Below are 20,588 nucleotides of genomic sequence, written 5' to 3'. Positions count from 1 at the left end.
ACATCGGGCGCTCATTGAGTGCTCATTGGGCGTTCATTAGGCAATGACGCATGGCAGACGAAGGCGGCGCGAGCCGCCTTCGTCGTTTTGGGGAGAGCTTTCGGCAAATCGGCCGCACGCTCTCCCAAGGCATAATCGACGCTGTTTCCATTCGACAGCCGACGATGCCTGCTTCTTCCGCTTCCTTCCAGTGGCCGCTTTCCCCCGATCCTTTCCTGTCGCTCGAAGCGCTCGACAACCCTGACGCGCTCGCGTGGGTCGAAGCGCAGAATGCGCGCACACGCGCCGCGTGGTGCAGCGGCAAGCCGTTCGACACGCTGCGGCAGCGCCTTGCCGACGCCTACCTGCCGCGCGAGCGCCCGGTGATTCCCGATCGCTGGCGGGAGTGGGCCTACGATCTGTGGCAGGACGAGCGCAATCCGCGCGGCATCTGGCGACGCACCGCGTGGTCGGCGTGGCGCAGCGGCGCGCCCGTGTGGCAGAACCTGCTCGACTTCGACGCGCTCGGCACCGCCGAAAAAACGCCGTGGGTCTGCGTCGACCTCGACATCCTTTATCCCGACGGCGACCGTGCGCTGATCACGATGTCGCCGGGCGGCTCGGATGCGCTCGTCGTGCGCGAGTTCGACATCGAGGCGCGATGCTTTGTCGACGCGGGCTTCGCGATTGCGAAGGCGGGCAAGCACACGGCATCGTGGATCGATCGCGATACGCTCTACGTCGGCTGGGACAACGGCCGCAAGACGCTGACACGCTCGGGTTATCCGCGCGAGGTGCGGCGCTGGACGCGCGGCACCGCGCTGGCCGATGCGCCCGTGGTGTTTCGCGGCGAGTTCGGCGATATCGGCGTGGAAGCGCATTACGATCCGCTCGAAGGTCGCCACACGGTGACGAGCAGCGTCGATTTCTTCGATTCGCACACGTACTATCTCGACGGCGCGACCGATGCATGGCATCGCTATGACGTGCCCGCGCACGTTGCGGTGGGCGCGTGGCAAGGCTGGCTGCTGCTCGAACCGCGGCTCGACTGGGCGTGTGGTGGGGCAGGCAAGGGTGCGCACTATCCGGGCGGCGCGCTGCTCGCGATTCGCGAAGATGCGTTTCTGCGCGGCGAGCGCGAGGTGACGCCGCTTTTTGTGCCGACACCGTTGACCTCGGCCTGCGAGTGGTCGCATACGCGCCATCATCTGATCGTCTCGTATCTCGACGACGTGCGCGGCAAGACGCTGATCTGGACGCCAACGCCAACCTCGGGCAACGACCGGACATGGCATTGGCGCGAGCGCGTATTCGAGTCGCACGGCGATGCGCAGGTCGACGTGTCGCCGGTCGAAGCGACGCTCAACGACGAAGTATTCGTCGATGCCGACGACTATCTGCAACCGCCGGCCTATTGGCTCACCGACCTCGCGCGCGACGAGCCTGGCGATCCTGGCGAATGGGAATTGCTCGACCGCTGGCCGACGCAGTTCGACGCAACGCATTGCACGGTGACGCGCGGACATGCGGTGTCGGCCGACGGCACGCGTGTGCCCTACACGGTGATCGCGCCGAAGCAGGACGAAGCACGCCCGATTGCCCGTCCTTGTCTGCTGAGCGGTTATGGCGGCTTCGCGATTCCGTTGCTGCCGAGCTATCTGACCGGGCAGGGTATCGGTTGGCTCGAACGCGGCGGCGTGTACGTGGTCGCGCATATTCGCGGCGGCGGCGAGTTCGGCACGCGCTGGCATATGGCGGCGCAGGGCGAGCATCGGCAGCGCGCGTTCGACGATTTCATCGCGGTCGCGAAGGCGCTGATCGACACCGGCGTAACGAGCGCCGCGCAACTCGGCATTCAGGGCGGCAGCAACGGCGGCCTGCTGGTGGCCGCCTGCATGGTGCAGCGGCCCGAGCTGTTCGGCGCCGTCGTGTGCGAGGTGCCGTTGCTCGATATGAGCCGCTATCACCTGCTGCATGCGGGCGCGTCATGGATCGACGAATACGGCGACCCGGACGAACCCGGCGAAGCGCGCGTACTGGCCGCGTACTCGCCATATCACAACGTCGCGGCGGGCGTTGCCTATCCGCCCGTGCTGTTCACGACCTCGACCGCCGACGATCGCGTGCATCCCGGCCACGCGCGCAAGATGGCCGCGCGCATGCAGGCGCTCGGCGTGGACAACGTGTGGTATCGCGAGAATACGGAGGGCGGCCACGGCGGCTCCGATGAACTGGAGCAGGCCGGGCACGATGCGATGGTGTTCGGGTTTTTGTGGGGCGTGTTGGGTGGCGAGGCAGTCGCTGATGCGGATATCGAGGGCAGGTAGTGCTGGGGTCGCGGCCGAGGTGAGTGGGGTAGGGGTAAAGCAGGAAGCGTAAGGCAGTGAGGCATGATCCGGCGCTGCCTCGCTGCGTTCAATGCTTGTCGCTCACCCTCAACCCAGCTGCGCGAAAACCGGCGCGTGATCCGAAGGCTGCTCCCATTTGCGCGGCACCTTGTCGACGTCGCAGGCGGTGCAGGTATCGGCGAGCGCTTTCGACAGCAGGATGTGGTCGATGCGCAGTCCCGCATTGCGGCGGAACGCCATCATCCGGTAGTCCCACCACGAATAGATTTTTTCCGGCTGCTCGAACTGACGGAATGCATCGAACAGACCGAGGCCGATCAACTGCACGAACGCCGCGCGTTCTTCGGGCGACACGAGATTCTGGCCTTCCCATGCCTTCGGATCGTGCACGTCGCGATCGTCGGGCGCAATGTTGTAGTCGCCCAGCAGAGCGAGCTTCGGATGCGTGCTTATCTCGGTCGCGAGCCACGCGTGCAGTGCGTCGAGCCAGCGCAGTTTGTAGGCGAATTTTTCGGTGCCCGGCGCCTGGCCGTTCGGGAAGTATGCGGAGATGATGCGTACGCCTTCGATGGTCGCCGCAATCACGCGTTGCTGCGGGTCCTCGAAACCGGGGATATTGCGCACGATGCTGCTTTCGTCGACGTGCAAGCCTTCGCGCACCAGAATGCCGACACCGTTATAGGTTTTCTGCCCCGCGTACCAGCTGCGGTAGCCGACTGCTTCGAGTTCGGCGCGCGGGAATTTGTCGTCGGTGAGTTTCAGTTCCTGCAGGCACAGCACGTCGACGCCGCTGCTCGCGAGCCAGTCGATCACGTGTTGCTGGCGGACTTTGAGGGAATTGACGTTCCAGGTGGCGATTTTCATGACGGCCTCGTATTCCAGTAGTCCCGCATCTTATCGTGCGCGGGCGGGCGCTGTGGAGAGGGCCGCCGGTGTGTCCGCCGATGTCGCTCGCGGGTGTAGTCGCCGGCGTCTTGCCGCGCGTGCGGGGTGTCGGGCGATTCGGGAGAGCGCCGCGCGCGGACCAAGGCGCGTCGATGCTAAATATCCTTTGTGAACATTTGACGTTTTGTGAATGCCCCGATATAATCTTTTTTCTCTGACGCGGGGTGGAGCAGTCTGGCAGCTCGTCGGGCTCATAACCCGAAGGTCGTAGGTTCAAATCCTACCCCCGCAACCAAAGCTCAGTAAGGCTTTCCTCGATTTAGCCCATTTTCGGAAACAGGTTTTTTATTCGATTTTGGGCGCTATGTGGGCGCTGGCCGCGAAAAACCGGCAAAAAGCAGCGCCCAAGCAAGCCCGCCCAAAGCGGGCTTTTTGCTTTCCGGGCCTGTCGCGGCCCCACGCGCCCCGGCCTTTCCTGCTACCTGAAATTCGCGCCATCGGCACCACGGGGCGGATTCTTGCCTTGGCGCGCCTTTTCCCCGGCTACGCTTCCCCCGCTTCTGACGCATGACCTTCTCGACCCACGCCGCCCTATGATGGAAGCATGGGTGGTGCATGTTTGCGCGCTGGCGAATTGACTCAGAAGGGAAAGCCGCCACAAGGGCGGCCTCTTGGTTTTTACTGGCAAAGGCGTCATTAATATTCGTCAATCTCGACCGTTCCACCCATTGCTTCCATCATCGCCCGAATGTCGTCAGGCACATCGGGTACGCGGTCGCCACTTTCGTTGTACCAGTAGCAGAAGAAACGCATATGCGCGCCAGTGCGCTTAAGTAATTCGGGCAAGTCTGGTCGCGGTAGCGCCAAGTGTTCTACAAGATAGCGAAGGTGAGGGGCGAGAAGATTGCTCTGAACGTGCTCTTTGCTACGCACACCCCATAGGCCATTTCGCGCCGGGAATTTACTCTTCTGGCCCGATGATGTAAGCCAGAACTGGTCCTTTATGCGCTGTGTATCAGGCGCAACTCCAAAGTAGTTTGTCCAGAATTCAGGCGGCTCAACGTCCTGATAGATCGTAAACGACGCATGTGCAAGTTGATGTATGGATGTCATTTTGCGCTCAGAAGGCGTAGTCGTGCATGTTGCCGATGATGTTTTTCCTGAATTCAATGTCTCCTGTGTCATGCCAGATAACATTGTCATCGCCTCGTAAATCAAGATCGTCCTTCATGACGTGGACCATATCGCCAAACGTCTTGCGCTCATACCCGTTCGGTTAATTTTCAGCGGTACTCGTAAGGAAAGACCCGATAGCGGGCCTGTTAGTTACTCCTTGGTGTACTCGTCTCTCCGTTCCTTCAAACGCTCGCTGTCCCATACGCCAAGCGCAATTGCTTGTTGAAGCATTGCCACAGTTAGCGGCTCCGTTTGATCGTACTTCTTGATCCCCCAGCGCCGATGCAACCAGTTGGTAAAGATGGAAAACGGCCATACGCTAAATCCCTCCATTTCGAAGTAGCGAAGGAATTCAAAATCGCCCGGCTTGACGTTGAAGTGTTTCGAAAAAGCGTCCATGAAGTCATCGGCATCATCCCCTGTGACTCCAAGATCGTGTTCCAAAGTATCAGAAGGGTTCAACTGTTTCTTCGGAGATAAACCAATCTCCTTCCGTATAAACGCCTCCAGTTCAACCGAAACTTCCTGCGGTCGCATCGTTGATTTGATCCTCTGGCTTGACAAGCTGGTTATAGTGAAGAAGCGTCAATACGGAGATTTTTATCACATCGGCGGCGGTAATAGCCCAACCGACCATCGGTGTCCACCGTCCGATGAATACCCCTAGATTGTTCACCATCCGAAAACGAAACGTGAGTATGGACTTGTTCGTAAGGGTCGGCAGAATATTCCGCTCAAAATCGTAGTCGAATAGCGCGCGACTAACTTTCGATGCAATAGATGTTCCCTTTGTTGCACCACCGAATTTGCCGCGCGTGGGAAGTATTGGCTGGCCCGCAAGAATCGCAATTACTGCACCGATATCTTCCACCCCCAAAGTCTTGACGGTCTGTTCAACCATTACGCAGAAGAAAAGACCTTGCGGCGTTAGGCTATCGTGCTCTCCATACACATAAGTATTCGGCTTTTGGCTCGGAGCATCGCTGATGAGGTGTTCATATTCATTCATTGTCAGTTTCAGCGATCACGTGGTGCTATTCTGCTTAACGTCAATAAGCGCGGTCACGGTTCCCTGACTGCCTCCTATTACGCTCTGAACCACATATTCCTTTTTCATTCGTGCAAAAGACAAAGCAACGTGCTCTAGCGCAAATCCGGCTCCAGCCGCCGGTTCTACGTGCGTAATGACCACATCGGACATCGTGATTTTCAGATATTCGAGCGGCAAGCCACCCGCTTTGCGCATGGTCAGCAAGACCTTTGGAATATGCTTGCCCTGAAAGCAATAGCTCGCGAGATTTGGGCTTGCACGGTCGATCGTGTGTGTAAAATTCAAATCCGAAACTGAAGCCTTCGCCGCGCCGCCACCCGATCCGGAATGCATGCTGGATTTCTGCGTAACATTCCAGTTCCAGCTAAGAACCTCAATTTCGTCGAAGTGCGTCGCGTCTTGCGACTCGCCAGCAATACCATCAATCTTGATAAAAATATCAGCCATTAGGATTCCAGACGTGTTTATGGAGTTTCGAGCATATCGCCAACCCGGAGAGAAATTTGCAAAATAGTGTCAGGAAAGCCGAGGCAAATCGCGGCGGGACGCAGAGCCTGTAGGGCGCACCGACGAAAAGCCCCGCCGAAGCGGGGCCGTGATAGACCTGCGCGATTACTTCGACTTTGCCGACGCCGTTGCGGGCGCGACGAACGAACCATGCAGCACCAGTTCCGGGTTCGCGATCACGAGTGCCATGCGACATTCCGTGAGCAGCGTGACCATGTTGCGGCGGAAATTGTCGGCGTCCTCGCGCGAGACCTCCAGCGTAACGTCTTGCCGCAAAGCGGTGTATGCGCCCTGCGGCGTCGCTGCGGCGACATACGAGCCGCGCGGGATCGACGAGGCTGCGGTGAAGGACGCGCCGAGCACCCCCGACAGCGGCACTAGCGGGTTCATCAGGTACGCGCCGCTCGCATCCTTCATGGTCGCCATTGCGATGATGTCCATCGGATTCAGACCAACGACCACGCGCTGCGCACCCTGCGCCTGAAGCGTTGCCACCGCGATCAGCACGGTGTCGAGCCTGTTGTCGCCCACTACGCCATCGAGCGCGGTGCCCGCCGTGAGCAGCCCGGTCAGGTTGCCGGGTTGACCGTCGCCGGTCAGCACTTCACGGTCGATCTTCTCCTGTAAACCCTCACGCATCTGCAAGTCGACAAAGCCCTGCAATGCCGGTTCGTCATCGAGCACCTGTCGACTCGCGAGAATCCAGTGCGCAATCGTCGCCACCGGAAACAGCGTATCGGCAAAGCTCAGCGTGCTCTGCTTCTTCAGTGAGCCCTCGGGATACTGCGGCGCGGCGTTGTTGGTGAGGTCGCCCGTAACTGGTAAAGACCGAAAAGCCCCACGATATGACATCAAGTCGAAGCGAGAGGTATTGAATAAGATGTTTCCCTTTTCTCATTCTTTTGAAGTGATGAAATCCGTTTTTCAGCAGCCGATGGAGTCGGCAGAAATTTCGGGGCTTCCTGAATTTCCACCGATTTCCAATGTCGCGGACCTGGGCTTGCCGGCTGTGCTGGTAATACGCCACATGGAAATCGAATCATTTCCTCGTTATCTTGGCAGTGTGCGTAAGGGTTATGAAGAAGTCGGGCTTTTTCATTATCAAAAAGACAATTTTCACACCTTCGTTTCTTTCAGCGATGAATTAGGTGGACGGAATGCTTACGTCCTCACTAATTCTATTGATCTGGTCGTAGAGCTGGCTCAAGAGGAGTTCAGCCCGCCGCCGCCCTGGATCGCATGGTGTCACTACGGTCCGTTTGTACGCTACAACGAAGGAGCAGAACAGTATTGGGATGTAAATATTTGGACTCCGTTTTGGCGGCACCTAATGCCGGAAGCGCGCGACGCATACATAGATCGGCGCAGCGTCGCCGCACTTGCGTATATGTCTGACGAAGAATGGGGCGATTGGGTGTATTCCACGCGCAAGAACGACCCTGAATATAGGGAACGTCACGGCTTTTAATTGACGGAACCCGCAATCTGCAAATGCTCAGGCGAAAGCGCTCACTCACTCGGCCCCAATCGCCCACTCCACCGCCGCCTGCGCATGCAGCGCCGTCGTATCGAACACCGGCAGTGCCGAATCTTCCGGCTTGATCAATAGCGTGATTTCCGTGCAGCCGAGTATCACCGCCTGCGCGCCGCGCGCGGCGAGGTTGTCGATCACGCGCTGATAGACCTTGCGCGATACGTCGTCCACGTGGCCGTGACACAGCTCGTCGTAGATGATGCGATGCACGTCCGCGCGCTCCGCTTCATCGGGAATCAGCGTGTCGAGACCGTAGCGCTCGCGCAGGCGGCCCGTGTAGAACGTCTGCTCCATCGTATAACGCGTGCCGAGCAGGCCGACGCGCTCGACACCCGCCGCGCGCAGCGCCGCGCCGGTCGGATCGGCGATATGCAGGAACGGCACCGTGATCGCCTGCTCGATCGAGTCGCACACGCGATGCATCGTGTTCGTCGCGAGTATCACGAGATCGGCGCCGCCGCGTTCGAGCTGGCGCGCGGCCTCGGCCATCTGCGCACCGAGCGCGGACCAGTCGCCGGCGCGCTGGTGGGCTTCGACCGATGCGAAATCGACGGTCAGCAGCAGGCTGCGCGCGTTGTGATGGCCACCGAGGCGCGCCTTCGCGTGACGGTTCAGCAGCCTGTAGTACTCGGTGGACGATTCCCAGCTCATTCCGCCGATCACGCCGATCGTTTTCATCCGTACGCTCCGTGAATGCATGCCTGAAACGGCGAGTATAGGCGCGCCGCATCGTACGCCGCCGGTACGGATTGCTCCTTGCGCGCCGGTACGCATCGGTGCTCGCATCGGCGAGAAGCCCGCCCGCATTTTTCTGGCGCCGATAGAATCGGTAGCGAATCCGAACGCGATCAACCGATCAACGGGAGCGAGACATGGACCTGATCATCCGCCGCGCGATGCTGCCGCGCAGTGCGTGCCAACCGCAATTGCAACGGCAACAGCAATCGCAACCCCAGCCAGTCGATATCGGCATCGACGCGGGCCGCATCGTCGCGGTCGAACCGAATCTCGCCGCAGCCGCGCGCGAGGAAATCGACGCGGCCGGTTCGCTCGTCACGCCGCCGTTCGTCGATCCGCATTTCCACATGGACGCGACGCTGTCGTACGGTCTACCGCGCGTGAATGCGTCGGGCACGCTGCTCGAAGGCATCGCGCTATGGGGCGAGCTGAAGCCTCAGCTCACGCAGGACGCGCTGATCGAGCGCGCGATGCAGTATTGCGACTGGGCCGTCGCGCGCGGCTTGCTCGCGATTCGCAGTCACGTCGACGTGTGCGATCCGCGTCTGCTCGCGGTCGAGGCGTTGCTCGAAGTGAAGCGCCGCGTCGCGCCGTATCTCGATCTGCAACTGGTGGCGTTTCCGCAGGACGGCGTCCTGCGCGGCGCCGGCGCGTTCGACAACCTCAAGCGCGCGATCGGCATGGGTGTCGACGTGGTCGGCGGCATTCCGCATTTCGAGCGCACGATGGCCGACGGCGCACAGTCCGTGCGCATGCTGTGCGAGTACGCGGCCGAGCAGGGCTTGCGCGTCGACATGCATTGCGACGAATCGGACGATCCGCTCTCGCGCCACATCGAAACGCTCGCGGCCGAAACGCACCGGCTCGGCTTGCACGGACGGGTGGCCGGTTCGCATCTGACCTCGATGCATTCGATGGACAACTACTACGTGAGCAAGCTGTTGCCGCTGATACGCGAGGCCGGCGTCGCGGCGATCGCGAATCCGCTCATCAACATCACGCTGCAAGGCCGCAGCGACACCTACCCGAAACGGCGCGGCATGACGCGTGTGCCCGAGCTGATGGCGGCCGGCATCGACGTCGCGTTCGGCCACGACTGCGCGATGGACCCGTGGTACAGCCTCGGCTCGGGCGACATGCTCGAAGTCGCGCACATGGGCTTGCACGTCGCGCAGATGACGGGCGTCGACGCGATGCATGCGTGCTTCACGCGGTCACGGTAAACGCGGCGCGCATTCTCGGTCTGGAAGGCTATGGTCTCGCGCCTGGTTGCGCGGCCAATCTCGTCGTGCTCGATGCACGCGATGCGGTTGAGGCGATCCGCTTGCGCGCCGCGCGGCTCGCGGTGGTCAGCCGGGGCAGGGTGGTGAGCCGCGCGCCGGCGGCGCGAGCTTCGCTATCGATCGAGGGGCGTCCCGGGCAGGTGGATTTCAAACTGCATCGCGCCTAGCGGCTGCGGTGCATTTCGCTCGTTGCTCATCGGGACGGCGAGGAGCGGTGAGGAACCGTGGAGCATGGCGGTGCACGGCGGGGCACAACGAAAAACGGCGGCCTGCCTGCGCAGACCGCCGTTCCTGATCGCATCGTTCGGCGCCGTCTCAGCCGCGCCGCACGATGAGGCGACGACGCGTCAACCCCTCAATGCGCGGCATCCGGCGCCATGCCGTTATGCCGCAGCAGCGCGTCGATATTCGGCTCGCGGCCGCGGAACGCCTTGAACGATTCCATCGCCGGACGGCTGCCGCCCACTTCGAGAATCTCACGGCGATAACGCATGCCGGTCGTCTGATCGAGCACGCTGCCCGCCGCTCGCGCCGCCTCCTCGAACGCCGCATAGGCGTCGGCGGACAACACCTCGGCCCACTTGTAGCTGTAGTAACCCGCCGCGTAGCCGCCCGCGAAAATATGGCTGAACGTATTCGGCCAGCGCGAGAACGGTGCTTGCGGCACGACGTGGAAGCGCTCGTTGATTTCGCGTGCGAGGTCGTTCGCGCTCTTCGTGCCGTTCGCGTCGAAGCCCGTGTGCAACTGCATGTCGAACATCGAGAACACGATCTGCCGCAGCGTGCCGAGACCGCTCTGGAAGTTCTTCGCAGCGAGCATCTTGTCGAACAGATCGCGCGGCAAGGGCTTGGCCGTTTCGACGTGCGAGGTCATGTCGGAGAGCACGTCCCATTCCCAGCAGAAGTTCTCCATGAACTGCGAGGGCAGTTCGACCGCATCCCACTCGACGCCGTTGATGCCCGATACGCCAAGCTCGTCGACGCGCGTGAGCATGTGATGCAGGCCGTGGCCGAACTCATGGAACAGCGTGATGACTTCGTCGTGCGTGAAGCACGCGGGCTTGCCGCCGACCGGTGCCGAGAAGTTGCAGGTCAGATACGCAACCGGCGTTTGCACCGCGCCGTGCGCGAGCTTGTGACGGCCGCGCGCGTCGTCCATCCAGGCACCGCCGCGCTTGCCTTCGCGCGCATAGAGATCGAGATAGAACTGCGCGACGAGGCCGCCATCCTGATTCTCGACGCGGAAAAAGCGCACGTCCGGATGCCACACGGCTGCTTCGTCGCGGCGGATGCGCACGCCGAACAATGTCTCCGTGACCTTGAACAGGCCCTTGAACACCGCGTCTTCCGGGAAGTACTGCTTCACTTCGTTTTCCGAGAACGAATAGCGCTTCTGACGCAGACGCTCGGCTGCGAACGTCATGTCCCACGGCTGCAGATCGCTCATGCCGAGTTCGCTCGCAGCGAATTCGCGCAGTTCCTTCCAGTCCTGTTCTGCATGCGGACGCGCGCGCGTCGCGAGGTCTTCGAGAAAGGCCATGACTTGCGCCGGCGATTCGGCCATCTTCGGCGCGAGCGACACTTCGGCGAAATTGCCGTAGCCGAGCATGCCGGCTTCTTCGGCGCGCAGCTTCAGTTCGTCGGCGAGCACCGCGGTGTTGTCCCACTCGGGTTTGCCGTTGCCGTATTGCGCACCGAGTTCGGACGCGCGCGTCACGTAGGCACGGTACATCGCTTCGCGCATCGGACGGTTTTCCGCGTACTGCATCACCGGGAAATACGACGGGAAGTGCAGCGTGAACTTGTAGCCGGTCTTGCCTTCGCGTTCGGCGGCTTCCTGCGCGGCTTCGATCACGTCTTCGGGCAGGCCGGCCAGTTGCGCTTCGTTGCCCGCCTCGACGACGTACGCGTAGGCGTTGGTCGCATCGAGCACGTGATCCGAAAACGCCTTCGACAGCGCCGCCTGACGCTCCTGCAATTCGGCGAAACGCGGCTTCTGGTCTTCGGGCAATTCCGCGCCCGACAGACGGAAGTCGCGCAGCGCGTTGCCGAGAATTTTCTTGCGCTCGCCGGTCAGCGAAGCGAAATCGCTACTCGCGTTGAGTGCCTTGTACTTCTCGTAGAGTGCGAGATTCTGGCCGACGCTCGACCAGAATTCCGTCACGCGCGGCAGGTTTTCGCCGTACACGGCGCGCAGTTCGGGCGTATCGGCGACCGCGTTCAGATGGCCGATCACGCTCCACGCGCGCGACAGCGGTTCGGTGGCGCGCTCGACCGGTTCGACCACGTCGGCCCACGAGGCGGGCGTGACCGGCAGCGCGGCGCGCTCGACCGCGGCGGCCGCGTTGGCGAGCAGCACGTCGAGCGCGGGCGTGACGTGTTCGGGGCGAATGTCGCCAAAGCGCGGCAGGTCGGAGAAATCGAGGAGCGGATTGTCTTGAGGCGTGGCGGTAGTGGACATAGGGCTTCCTGTCTGACGCGGGTGAATGGGGCGGTGCGGCGGCGCGCGCGTTCCTCGGGCGGGGTTGCGTCGAACGCGCGGTGTACGGCCTTGCCGGCACCGGATACGAACATTATTGGGGCGGCGCGCGCGGATTCCAATCCGTTGGCGGACAAATTAACAGAGGTCGCGGCGGGCTGGGCCGTTTGGGGGGAGCCTGGGCGGGCGCGTAGGGAGTACGCGTGGGGCGCGCATGGAGCGGGGATGGCGGCGGGCGATCGAGCAATCGGGCGATGCCGTCGATAAAGCGAAAAACGCTGGCGGGAAGCGAATCAACGCGGGGTCGACGCGCGACGAACGGCGCATCCGCAAGCGAGGCCCGAGCTTCGCACCCGCCGGGCCTCGCCGATACCGGCGTGATCGAGCCGCGCCTACGTTCCGATCACGCGAGGGTCACCTTGCAATCACGCCTTCGACGTCTGCGCGTTCGCCTCGCGCTCGGCTGCTTCGATCGTATTGACGAGCAGCATCGTGATCGTCATCGGGCCGACGCCGCCCGGCACCGGCGTGATATGGCCGGCCACTTCCTTGACGCCCGCGAAGTCGACGTCGCCGCACAGCTTGCCGGCGTCGTCGCGATTCATGCCGACGTCGATCACGGTGGCGCCCGGCTTCACCATCTCGGCGGTCAGAATGTTGCGCAGGCCCGTCGCGGCGACCACGACGTCGGCGTGGCGCGTATGCGCGGCGAGATCGCGCGTCTTGCTATGGCAGATCGTGACGGTCGCGCCCGCTTCGAGCAGCAGCAGCGCCATCGGCTTGCCGACGATGTTCGAGCGGCCGATCACCACGGCGTTCGCGCCCTTCAGGTCGATGCCGTAGGCCTCGAACATCTTCATCACGCCGTACGGCGTGCACGGACGGAACAGCGGCTGGCCGGTCATCAGCGCGCCGGCGTTGGCGACGTGAAAACCGTCGACGTCCTTTTCCGGCGCGATGGCTTCGATCACCTTGTGGCTGTCGATATGCTTCGGCAGCGGCAGTTGCACGAGGATGCCGTGGATGGCCGGATCGCGGTTCAGTTCGTCGATGCGCGCGAGCAGATCGGCTTCGGACAGCTCGGCCGGATAGCGGTCGAACGACGAACCGAGGCCGTTGTCGTGGCACGCCTTGATCTTGTTGCGCACGTAGACCTCGCTCGCCGGGTTGTCGCCGACCAGAATCACGGCGAGGCCCGGCTGATGGCCGCGGGCGGTGAGGGCGGCGGCGCGCGCGGCGACGTCGGCGCGCAGGGTCTTGGAGAGGGCGAGGCCGTCGATCAGTTTGGCAGTCATGGTCGGTCGAGGGTAGGGTCGAGAGTTGAGTCGGACAGGCGTGGCAAGCGGAGCGAAGCGGGGGCGCGGGCACGCAGGCAAGTTCGTGCGCGGGTGTTTTTCGACGGCAGCCGGCGGCGGGTCCGTGAAAACATGCGATGCCGCTTCGGGCAAGGCGCTGCTGCAAAGTCCGACATTATACCGGCGCGGGACCTGCGCCAGAGGTGCCGGCGACGCACCGATTGGCTTCGTCTCGGCAGCGAAGTGGGGGGCAAAGCGGGTGCAAAGCAGGCGCGTGCGGAGAGATAAAAAAGAAAGAGGAAGAAGAAAAGGCCGCCTGGGAGGCGGCCCTTCGATGGTCTGTCTATGGCAGGCCGCATCATCCGGTGGCCCTTCGTGCGAAGGGCCGCACGCGCCGGTGCCGGTGCGCCGTGGCGTGTGCCGCGACTATGACTGCGCGGCCTGCGGCTTGTTCGACAGCGCGAGGCGCAGCAGATCGGCGACCGTGTTGACGTTCAGCTTTTCCATGATGTTCGCGCGGTGCGCCTCGACCGTCTTGATGCTGATGCCGAGGTCATCGGCGATCTGCTTGTTCAGACGGCCGGCGATGATGCGTTCGAGCACCTGATGCTCGCGCGCGGTCAGCTTGCCGAGACGCTCGGCCGCGGCGCGCTGCTGCTGCACGCTGCTGCTTTCGCTGCGCGCCTTGTCGAGCATGCGCTCGACGAGCTTGCGCAACTCGGCTTCGTCGAACGGCTTTTCGATGAAGTCCATCGCGCCTTTTTTCATTGTCGAGACCGCCATCGGCACGTCGCCGTGGCCGGTCACGAAGATGATCGGCAGCGCCGCGTTGTCGGCGATCAGGCGCTCCTGCAATTCGAGCCCGCTCATGCCGGACATCCGCACGTCGAGGATCAGACACGCGATCTGGCCCGGATGCTGATGCGGTTGCCATGCGTCGAGGAACTGCTCGGCGCTGGAGAAGCATTGAACGCGGTAGCCGTTCGCTTCCAGCAGCCAGCGCAGCGAATCTCGCACGGCCTCGTCGTCGTCGACGACAAAGACGGTTTCCTGTGTGGTGACTGGGCTGTTCATAGCTCTCCCGTAACGGTTTGTGGTGTCGGCGCCTCGGACCCGCCGCTGCTCGGGCCGTCGGGGTCTCCAATAGGCAGACTGCAATGGAACGTGGCGCCCGTGATGTGGCCGTCGGATTCGACGTTGTTGACCACCCACAGACGCCCGCGATGCGATTCGATAATCGAACGGCAAATGTTCAGCCCCATGCCCATGCCATCGGACTTGGTGCTGTAAAACGGTTCGAACAGACGCTCGGCGGTCGCCTCGTCGACGCCGGGCCCCTGATCGACGACGCTGATGCAGACGAAGCCGCCCTCGAGCCGCACGACCACGCGGATCACCGGGTCGACCGCGTTCGGGCGTGCTTCGGCCATCGCCTCGGCACCGTTCTTCAGCAGGTTCACGAGCACCTGCTCGATCAGCACCGGATCGACGTAGATCACGGGCAGGCGCGCGCGCAGATCGGTGACGATGCGGATGCGGCGCTTGCGCGTTTCGATTTCGGCGAGACCGACCGCATCGGCGACGATATCGGCGACGCGCGTGGCCTGGCGTTTCGGCTCGCTGCGCTTCACGAACTCGCGGATGCGCTTGATGATCATGCCGGCGCGCACCGCCTGCTGGGCGGTCTTTTCGAGCACGGGCAGCAGGTTGTCGGGCGTCGTCCGGCCGGATTTAACCAGCGCGACGGTGCCGGAGCAATAGTTGTTGATCGCGGCGAGCGGCTGGTTCAGTTCGTGCGCGAGCGACGAGGCCATTTCGCCCATCGTCATCAGGCGGCTCGTGAACTGCAGCTTTTCGTCCTGCTGGCGCGACAGTTCCTGGGCCTGCTTGCGCGTCGTGATGTCGGTTGCGATCTGCATCTGCGCGAGATGGCCGTCGACCCACTGGATGTACTGGCGGCGCACCTCGAACCATTTCTGGATGCCCGGAATATAGATTTCCTGGGCGTCGGCCGTGCTTTCGGTCAGCGCGGCGGCGGGCAGGCCCGCATAGGTGTCGACCATGTCGATCGAATCGGACGAGGCCTGCGCGCTGTCGAAGCCGCCGCCCGCGAGTTCGAGATGGCCGTCCGGGCGGATGCCGAACAGGTGCCGGTAGTAGCGGTTCGCGAACAGCAGTTCGGCTTCGTCGGCGGCGAGCACGGAGACGGCCGCATCGAGGCTTTCGAGCACGGTCGTGAAGCGCTCGTGCGCGGCGGCGAGTTCCTCGCGTGCGCGCTTCGGCTCGGTGATGTCGGTCATCGACGACATCCAGCCGGTCTGGCGGCCCGAGCTGTCGATCAGCGGCGACACGTAGAGCCGCGCGTGAAACGTCGAGCCGTCCTTGCGGCGCACGCGCAGCTCGAAGCCCGAGGACGGCGCCTTGCCGCGCAGCGTCATGTCGAGCTGGCGCTGCATCTCGGGATACGAGTCGCGCGGCCAGTAAGCGAACGGCGCGCTCTTGCCGACGAGATCGCTTTCGTCCCAGCCGGTCATGCGGCAGAACGCCGGGTTCACGTGCGTGATGCGGCCGTGCATGTCGAGCACGCGCATGCCGATCAGCACCGAGTTTTCCATCGCGCGGCGAAAGAACGCTTCCGCATAGAGCGCCTGCTGCGCCTCGAAGCGCTGGCGCGTGTGCTTCCACAGGCTCCACAGGCTCCACAGCACGAAGCACGAGAGGCCGGCGACGAGCCACACGAGCGTGTTGTTGGTGAAGTTGGTGATCTGCGGGAACGCGTAGACGCGCACCGAGATGCCCTGGCCCGGCGGATCGAGCGGCAGGTCGTAGAACATGTCGCGCGGCAGGCGCGGGCGCGTCGACGTGGTGGTCAACTCGCGGTTGTTCACGTCGATGATCGAAATCTTGTACTTGGCCGACAGCTCGGGCGGGATGTCGCGCTTCAGGATGCCTTCCACCGAGAACACCGCGGCGATCGTGCCGAGGAAATCGCGGTCGCGGAAGATCGGCGTCTGCAGCGTGATGAAGCCGTTGCCGAGGTCGTCGTAGATGAGCGGCGAATAGACCTGGCGGCGCGTGTTGCGCGCCTCGGCGAAGCCGGCCTTGACCGCTTCGTCCATCTGCGCGTCGTTGGGGCGCGCGAGACGCTGGCCGAGCACGGGCGGCGCGGCATTGGGCCAGCGCGGCTGCTGCTGCCCCGTGTACCAGTTCAGGTAGAGGATTTCCGGGTGCCCCTGCATGATGTCGGTGGTGGTCACCTGGAACGAATGCTCGTCGGCATGGCCGGCGGCGAGATCGCGCGCGAGCGCCTGGATCTGTTCCTGCGCGCCTGTCATGGACAGGCGGATCTGCTGCTGCGCCCACGCGACGTTGCGGTAGAGCGTGTCTTCCTGCTGCTGCTGTTCGCGTCGGTTCAGACTCCATAGAATCAGGCTCATGACGACCAGAAACACGAGGATCGACAGGAGCGGCGTCAGCAAATAGGAATTGGACCACCATGGTCCATGGTGCCAGCGAGTGGACGGCGACGAATCCGCGGGCGTTCCGGCGGTGCGCGCCGAGCGAGCGAAAAGCCGTTCGGTCAACATGCGTGGCATTGTAGCGCAGCGCGTCCCGGACAAATGTCGCAAAAAAGCGCAGAAAGTCACGTTAATCGGCGCAAACTAGCCGGCGGTTCCGTCGATCGGCAGTCAAATCAGGTTGCGTTGCAACAATTTTCCGCATTATGAGAATTGATCTCGTAATTTGAAAATTTGGTTGCGCTGATGTCGGGACCCTTATTACAATCGGCCGGAGCTTCCGCGGCCTATCCTGCGTCCGCGTGGTCTGTTCAAAGTGCGTTCCCCATACCCAGGAGACGAGCATGTCCGCTGTACCCGACGAAGTCATGAAATATGTCGCCGCCGAAAAAGACGACGATCCCCAGGAAACCGGCGAATGGCTGGAAGCGCTGGATGGCGTGATTTCTGCTGTGGGCCCCGATCGCGCTCACTACCTGATCGAGAAGCAGATCGAATTCGCGCGCGTGCACGGCGAACATCTGCCGTTCTCGGCCAACACCCCGTACATCAACACGATTCCGGTCGCGGGCCAGGCGAAAAACCCCGGCGACCAGGACATCGAACACCGTATCCGCTCGTACACGCGCTGGAACGCCATGGCCATGGTGCTGCGCGCCGGCAAGGAAACCAACGTCGGCGGCCATATCGCGTCGTTCGCGTCGGCCGCCACGTTGTACGACGTCGGCTATAACCACTTCTGGCACGCGCCGTCCGCCGAGCATGGCGGCGACCTCGTGTTCGTGCAGGGCCACTCGTCGCCGGGCGTCTACTCGCGCGCGTTCCTGCTCGGCCGCCTGACCGAGAAGCAGCTCGACAACTTCCGCCAGGAAGTCGGCGGCGAGGGCATCTCGTCGTATCCGCACCCGTGGCTGATGCCGGACTTCTGGCAGTTCCCGACCGTCTCGATGGGCCTCGGCCCGATCATGGCGATCTACCAGGCGCGCTTCATGAAGTACCTGCAGGCGCGCGGCATTGCCAAGACCGACGGCCGCAAGGTCTGGGCCTTCCTCGGCGACGGCGAGACCGACGAGCCGGAGTCGCTCGGCGCGATCGGCATGGCCGGCCGCGAGCGTCTGGACAACCTCGTGTTCGTCATCAACTGCAACCTGCAGCGTCTCGACGGTCCGGTGCGCGGCAACGGCAAGATCATCCAGGAACTCGAAAGCGAGTTCCGCGGCGCGGGCTGGAACGTCATCAAGGTCATCTGGGGCAGCCGCTGGGATGCGCTCTTTGCGCGCGACAAGTCGGGCGCGCTGATGCGCCGCATGATGGAAGTGGTCGACGGCGAGTACCAGACGTACAAGTCGGAGTCGGGCGCGTTCGTGCGCGAGCACTTCTTCAACACGCCGGAACTGAAGGCGCTCGTCGCCGACTGGTCCGACGACGACATCTGGAATCTGAACCGCGGCGGCCATGATCCGCACAAGATCTACGCGGCGTTCGCGGCAGCGACGAATTCCAAGGGCCAGCCGACCGTCATCCTCGCGAAGACGATCAAGGGCTACGGCATGGGCGAAGCCGGCCAGGCGATGAACATCACCCACCAGCAGAAGAAGATGCAGGTGGAGCCGCTGAAGAAATTCCGCGACCAGTTCCGTTTGCCGATCACCGACGAGCAGATCGCCGACGTGCCGTACCTGACGTTCGAGGAAGGCTCGAAGGAGCTCGAATACATGCGCCAGCGGCGCATGGACCTCGGCGGCTATCTGCCGGCGCGCCGTCAGAAGGCCGAGTCGCTGCCGGTGCCGGAACTGTCGGTATTCGAGCCGCTCCTGAAGGGCACGGGCGAAGGCCGCGAGATTTCCACGACGATGGCGTTCGTGCGGATTCTGAACATCCTGCTGAAGGACAAGGCCCTCGGCAAGCGCGTCGTACCGATCGTGCCGGACGAATCGCGTACCTTCGGCATGGAAGGCCTGTTCCGCCAGATCGGTATCTGGAATCAGGACGGCCAGAAGTACGTGCCGGAAGACTCCGACCAGCTGATGTTCTACCGCGAGTCGGAAACCGGCCAGATCCTGCAGGAAGGCATCAACGAAGCCGGCGGCATGGCCGACTGGATCGCAGCCGCGACGTCGTATTCGACGCACGGCGAGATCATGATCCCGTTCTACATCTTCTACTCGATGTTCGGCTTCCAGCGCATCGGCGACCTCGCATGGGCGGCCGGTGACATGCGCTCGCGCGGCTTCCTGCTGGGCGGCACCGCGGGCCGCACGACGCTGAACGGCGAAGGTCTGCAACACGAAGACGGCCACTCGCTCCTGTGGGCCGCTTCGGTGCCGAACTGCATCAGCTACGACCCGACGTTCGGCTTCGAACTCGCGGTCATCATGCAGGACGGTCTGCGCCGCATGGTCGCCGACCAGGAAGACGTGTACTACTACATCACGGTGATGAACGAGAACTACGAGCACCCGGCGATTCCGCAGGGCGAGACCGTAGCCGCGGACATCATCAAGGGCATGTACTCGTTCAGCAAGACCGCGGCCGAGGCGAAGACGCCGCACGTGCAGCTGATGGGCGCGGGCACGATCTTCAACGAAGTGATCGCCGCCGCCGACCTGCTGAAGAACGACTGGGGCGTCAACGCCGACCTCTGGAGCGTGCCGAGCTTCACCGAACTCGCGCGCGAAGGCCACGACGTGCAGCGCTGGAACCTGCTGCATCCGACCGAAGAGAAGAAGCTCTCGCACGTCGAGAAGCTGCTCAAGGACGCGCCGGGTCCGGTCATCGCATCGACCGACTACGTGCGGGCGCTGACCGAGCAGATTCGCGTGTTCGTGCCGCAGAAATTCGTCGTGCTGGGCACCGACGGCTATGGCCGCTCGGACACGCGCGAGAAGCTGCGTCACTTCTTCGAAGTCGATCGCTACTGGGTCACGGTCGCCGCGCTCAACGCGCTGGCCGACGAAGGCACGATCGAACGCAAGGTGGTCGCCGAGGCGCTCAAGAAGTACAACCTTGATCCCGCCAAACCCAACCCGATGACCGTCTAAGGCATCCTTCCCCGTGTGCCACGGCGCGCGCGCCTGCCCCTGACCAGAAGGGGCGGGCTGCGTGCGCGGCCCAGGAGACACTAACAATGAGTCAAGCGATCGAAGTCAAGGTGCCGGACATCGGCGATTACAAGGACATCCCTGTGATCGAGGTGCTGGTGAAGGCGGGCGATACCGTCGAGAAAGAGCAGTCGCTCGTTACGCTGGAATCCGACAAGGCGACGATGGACGTGCCGAGTTCGGCGGCCGGCGTCGTCAAGGAAGTGAAGGTCAAGGTCGGCGACAACGTGTCGGAAGGCTCGCTGATCGTCGTGCTGGAAAGCGCCGGCGGCGCAGCCGCGGCGCCTGCCGCGGCCCCCGCGCCCGCAGCGGCTCCCGCTCCGGCGGCGGCGCCCGCTGCCGCGCCTGCCGCGAGCGGCGGCGTGCAGGAAATCAAGGTGCCCGATATCGGCGACTACAAAGACGTTCCCGTGATCGAAATCGCGGTGAAGGTCGGCGATCGCGTCGAGAAGGAGCAGTCGCTCGTCACGCTGGAATCCGACAAGGCGACGATGGACGTGCCGAGCTCGGCCGCCGGTGTCGTCAAGGAAGTGCGGGTCAAGGTCGGCGATACCGTGTCGGAAGGCTCGCTGATCTTGATTCTGGAAACGGAAGGCGGTGCGGCGGCTGCGGCCCCCGCGCCGGCGGCGAAGCCCGCGCCGGTCGAGAAGCCGTCCGACGCGCCGGTCGCGCCGACCCCGGCTCCGGTCGCGCC

15 protein-coding genes, 1 tRNA gene and 1 pseudogene are annotated in these 20,588 nt (G+C 63.1%); 6 read left to right on the top strand and 11 right to left on the bottom strand.

Features of this window, described 5'->3' with window-relative positions:
- Positions 1-164: 164 nt before the first annotated feature.
- Positions 165-2,306, top strand: coding sequence for a prolyl oligopeptidase family serine peptidase (locus tag F3J19_RS16750; protein ID WP_167043278.1), 2,142 nt, complete (start codon positions 165-167; stop codon positions 2,304-2,306).
- 108 nt (positions 2,307-2,414) lie between these two features.
- Here F3J19_RS16750 and xth read toward each other — a convergent pair whose 3' ends face one another.
- Entirely contained in the window at positions 2,415-3,191 is a 777-nt protein-coding gene (gene xth / locus F3J19_RS16745) for an exodeoxyribonuclease III (RefSeq protein ID WP_167043276.1), read from the bottom strand.
- A 239-nt stretch (positions 3,192-3,430) separates the two neighbouring features.
- Here xth and F3J19_RS16740 point away from each other — a divergent pair.
- A tRNA-Met gene (locus F3J19_RS16740) sits at positions 3,431-3,507 on the top strand.
- Between the two features lie 401 nt (positions 3,508-3,908).
- On the opposite strand, the gene F3J19_RS16735 is transcribed toward F3J19_RS16740, so the two are convergent.
- The 5 genes from F3J19_RS16735 to F3J19_RS16715 form a co-directional block, all read right to left on the bottom strand.
- Positions 3,909-4,430: a DUF4279 domain-containing protein gene (locus F3J19_RS16735; RefSeq protein ID WP_345891043.1), complete on the bottom strand. Its 522-nt coding sequence runs from the start codon at positions 4,428-4,430 to the stop codon at positions 3,909-3,911.
- 108 nt (positions 4,431-4,538) lie between these two features.
- Positions 4,539-4,925 carry a DUF1493 family protein gene (locus tag F3J19_RS16730; RefSeq protein ID WP_167043274.1) on the bottom strand — a complete coding sequence of 129 codons (387 nt, stop codon included), beginning with the start codon at positions 4,923-4,925 and terminating at the stop codon, positions 4,539-4,541.
- Positions 4,900-5,397 carry an STM2901 family protein gene (locus tag F3J19_RS16725; RefSeq protein ID WP_167043272.1) on the bottom strand — a complete coding sequence of 166 codons (498 nt, stop codon included), beginning with the start codon at positions 5,395-5,397 and terminating at the stop codon, positions 4,900-4,902. Before F3J19_RS16725 ends, F3J19_RS16730 begins: the two co-directional genes overlap by 26 nt.
- A gap of 15 nt (positions 5,398-5,412) precedes the next feature.
- Positions 5,413-5,886: a type VI secretion system tube protein Hcp gene (locus F3J19_RS16720; protein ID WP_167043270.1), complete on the bottom strand. Its 474-nt coding sequence runs from the start codon at positions 5,884-5,886 to the stop codon at positions 5,413-5,415.
- Between the two features lie 165 nt (positions 5,887-6,051).
- Positions 6,052-6,798, bottom strand: a complete 747-nt coding sequence (locus F3J19_RS16715; RefSeq protein WP_167043268.1) for a phage major capsid protein — start codon at positions 6,796-6,798, stop codon at positions 6,052-6,054.
- Positions 6,799-6,817: 19 nt separating this feature from the next.
- On the opposite strand from F3J19_RS16715, the gene F3J19_RS16710 reads away from it, so the two are divergent.
- Positions 6,818-7,414 (top strand): hypothetical protein, encoded by a 597-nt coding sequence (locus F3J19_RS16710; RefSeq protein WP_167043266.1) that lies wholly within the window; start codon positions 6,818-6,820, stop codon positions 7,412-7,414.
- A 45-nt stretch (positions 7,415-7,459) separates the two neighbouring features.
- Here the strand turns inward: F3J19_RS16710 and F3J19_RS16705 are convergent, their stop codons facing one another.
- Complete coding sequence (locus F3J19_RS16705; RefSeq protein WP_167043264.1) at positions 7,460-8,158, bottom strand: aspartate/glutamate racemase family protein; 699 nt, start codon at positions 8,156-8,158, stop codon at positions 7,460-7,462.
- Positions 8,159-8,352: 194 nt separating this feature from the next.
- On the opposite strand from F3J19_RS16705, the pseudogene F3J19_RS16700 reads away from it, so the two are divergent.
- Positions 8,353-9,668: pseudogene (locus tag F3J19_RS16700) on the top strand (amidohydrolase family protein).
- 188 nt (positions 9,669-9,856) lie between these two features.
- Here F3J19_RS16700 and F3J19_RS16695 read toward each other — a convergent pair.
- The 4 genes from F3J19_RS16695 to fixL form a co-directional block, all read right to left on the bottom strand.
- The gene (locus F3J19_RS16695; RefSeq protein WP_167043262.1) at positions 9,857-11,962 is read right to left on the bottom strand and encodes a M3 family metallopeptidase; all 2,106 of its coding nucleotides are present in this window, start codon (positions 11,960-11,962) and stop codon (positions 9,857-9,859) included.
- A gap of 443 nt (positions 11,963-12,405) precedes the next feature.
- A complete protein-coding gene (gene folD, locus F3J19_RS16690; protein WP_167043260.1) occupies positions 12,406-13,275 on the bottom strand; it encodes a bifunctional methylenetetrahydrofolate dehydrogenase/methenyltetrahydrofolate cyclohydrolase FolD in 870 nt (289 codons plus the stop codon).
- Between the two features lie 426 nt (positions 13,276-13,701).
- Entirely contained in the window at positions 13,702-14,349 is a 648-nt protein-coding gene (gene fixJ, locus F3J19_RS16685) for an oxygen response regulator transcription factor FixJ (RefSeq protein WP_167043258.1), read from the bottom strand.
- Positions 14,346-16,862, bottom strand: coding sequence for an oxygen sensor histidine kinase FixL (fixL, locus tag F3J19_RS16680; RefSeq protein WP_167043567.1), 2,517 nt, complete (start codon positions 16,860-16,862; stop codon positions 14,346-14,348). Before fixL ends, fixJ begins: the two co-directional genes overlap by 4 nt.
- 275 nt (positions 16,863-17,137) lie before the next feature.
- On the opposite strand from fixL, the gene aceE reads away from it, so the two are divergent.
- Both aceE and F3J19_RS16670 read left to right on the top strand, forming a co-directional pair.
- A complete protein-coding gene (aceE, locus tag F3J19_RS16675) occupies positions 17,138-19,834 on the top strand; it encodes a pyruvate dehydrogenase (acetyl-transferring), homodimeric type (RefSeq protein ID WP_167043255.1) in 2,697 nt (898 codons plus the stop codon).
- Positions 19,835-19,920: 86 nt separating this feature from the next.
- Positions 19,921-20,588: biotin/lipoyl-containing protein (locus F3J19_RS16670; protein WP_345891042.1), on the top strand; the 668-nt coding region annotated here is incomplete at its 3' end.

The sequence above is a fragment of the Burkholderia sp. Ax-1724 genome (assembly GCF_011752995.1).
Classification (GTDB): domain Bacteria; phylum Pseudomonadota; class Gammaproteobacteria; order Burkholderiales; family Burkholderiaceae; genus Paraburkholderia.
The sequence above is the reverse complement of the archived record's forward strand: the minus strand, read 5'-3'. Positions and strand labels throughout refer to the sequence as shown.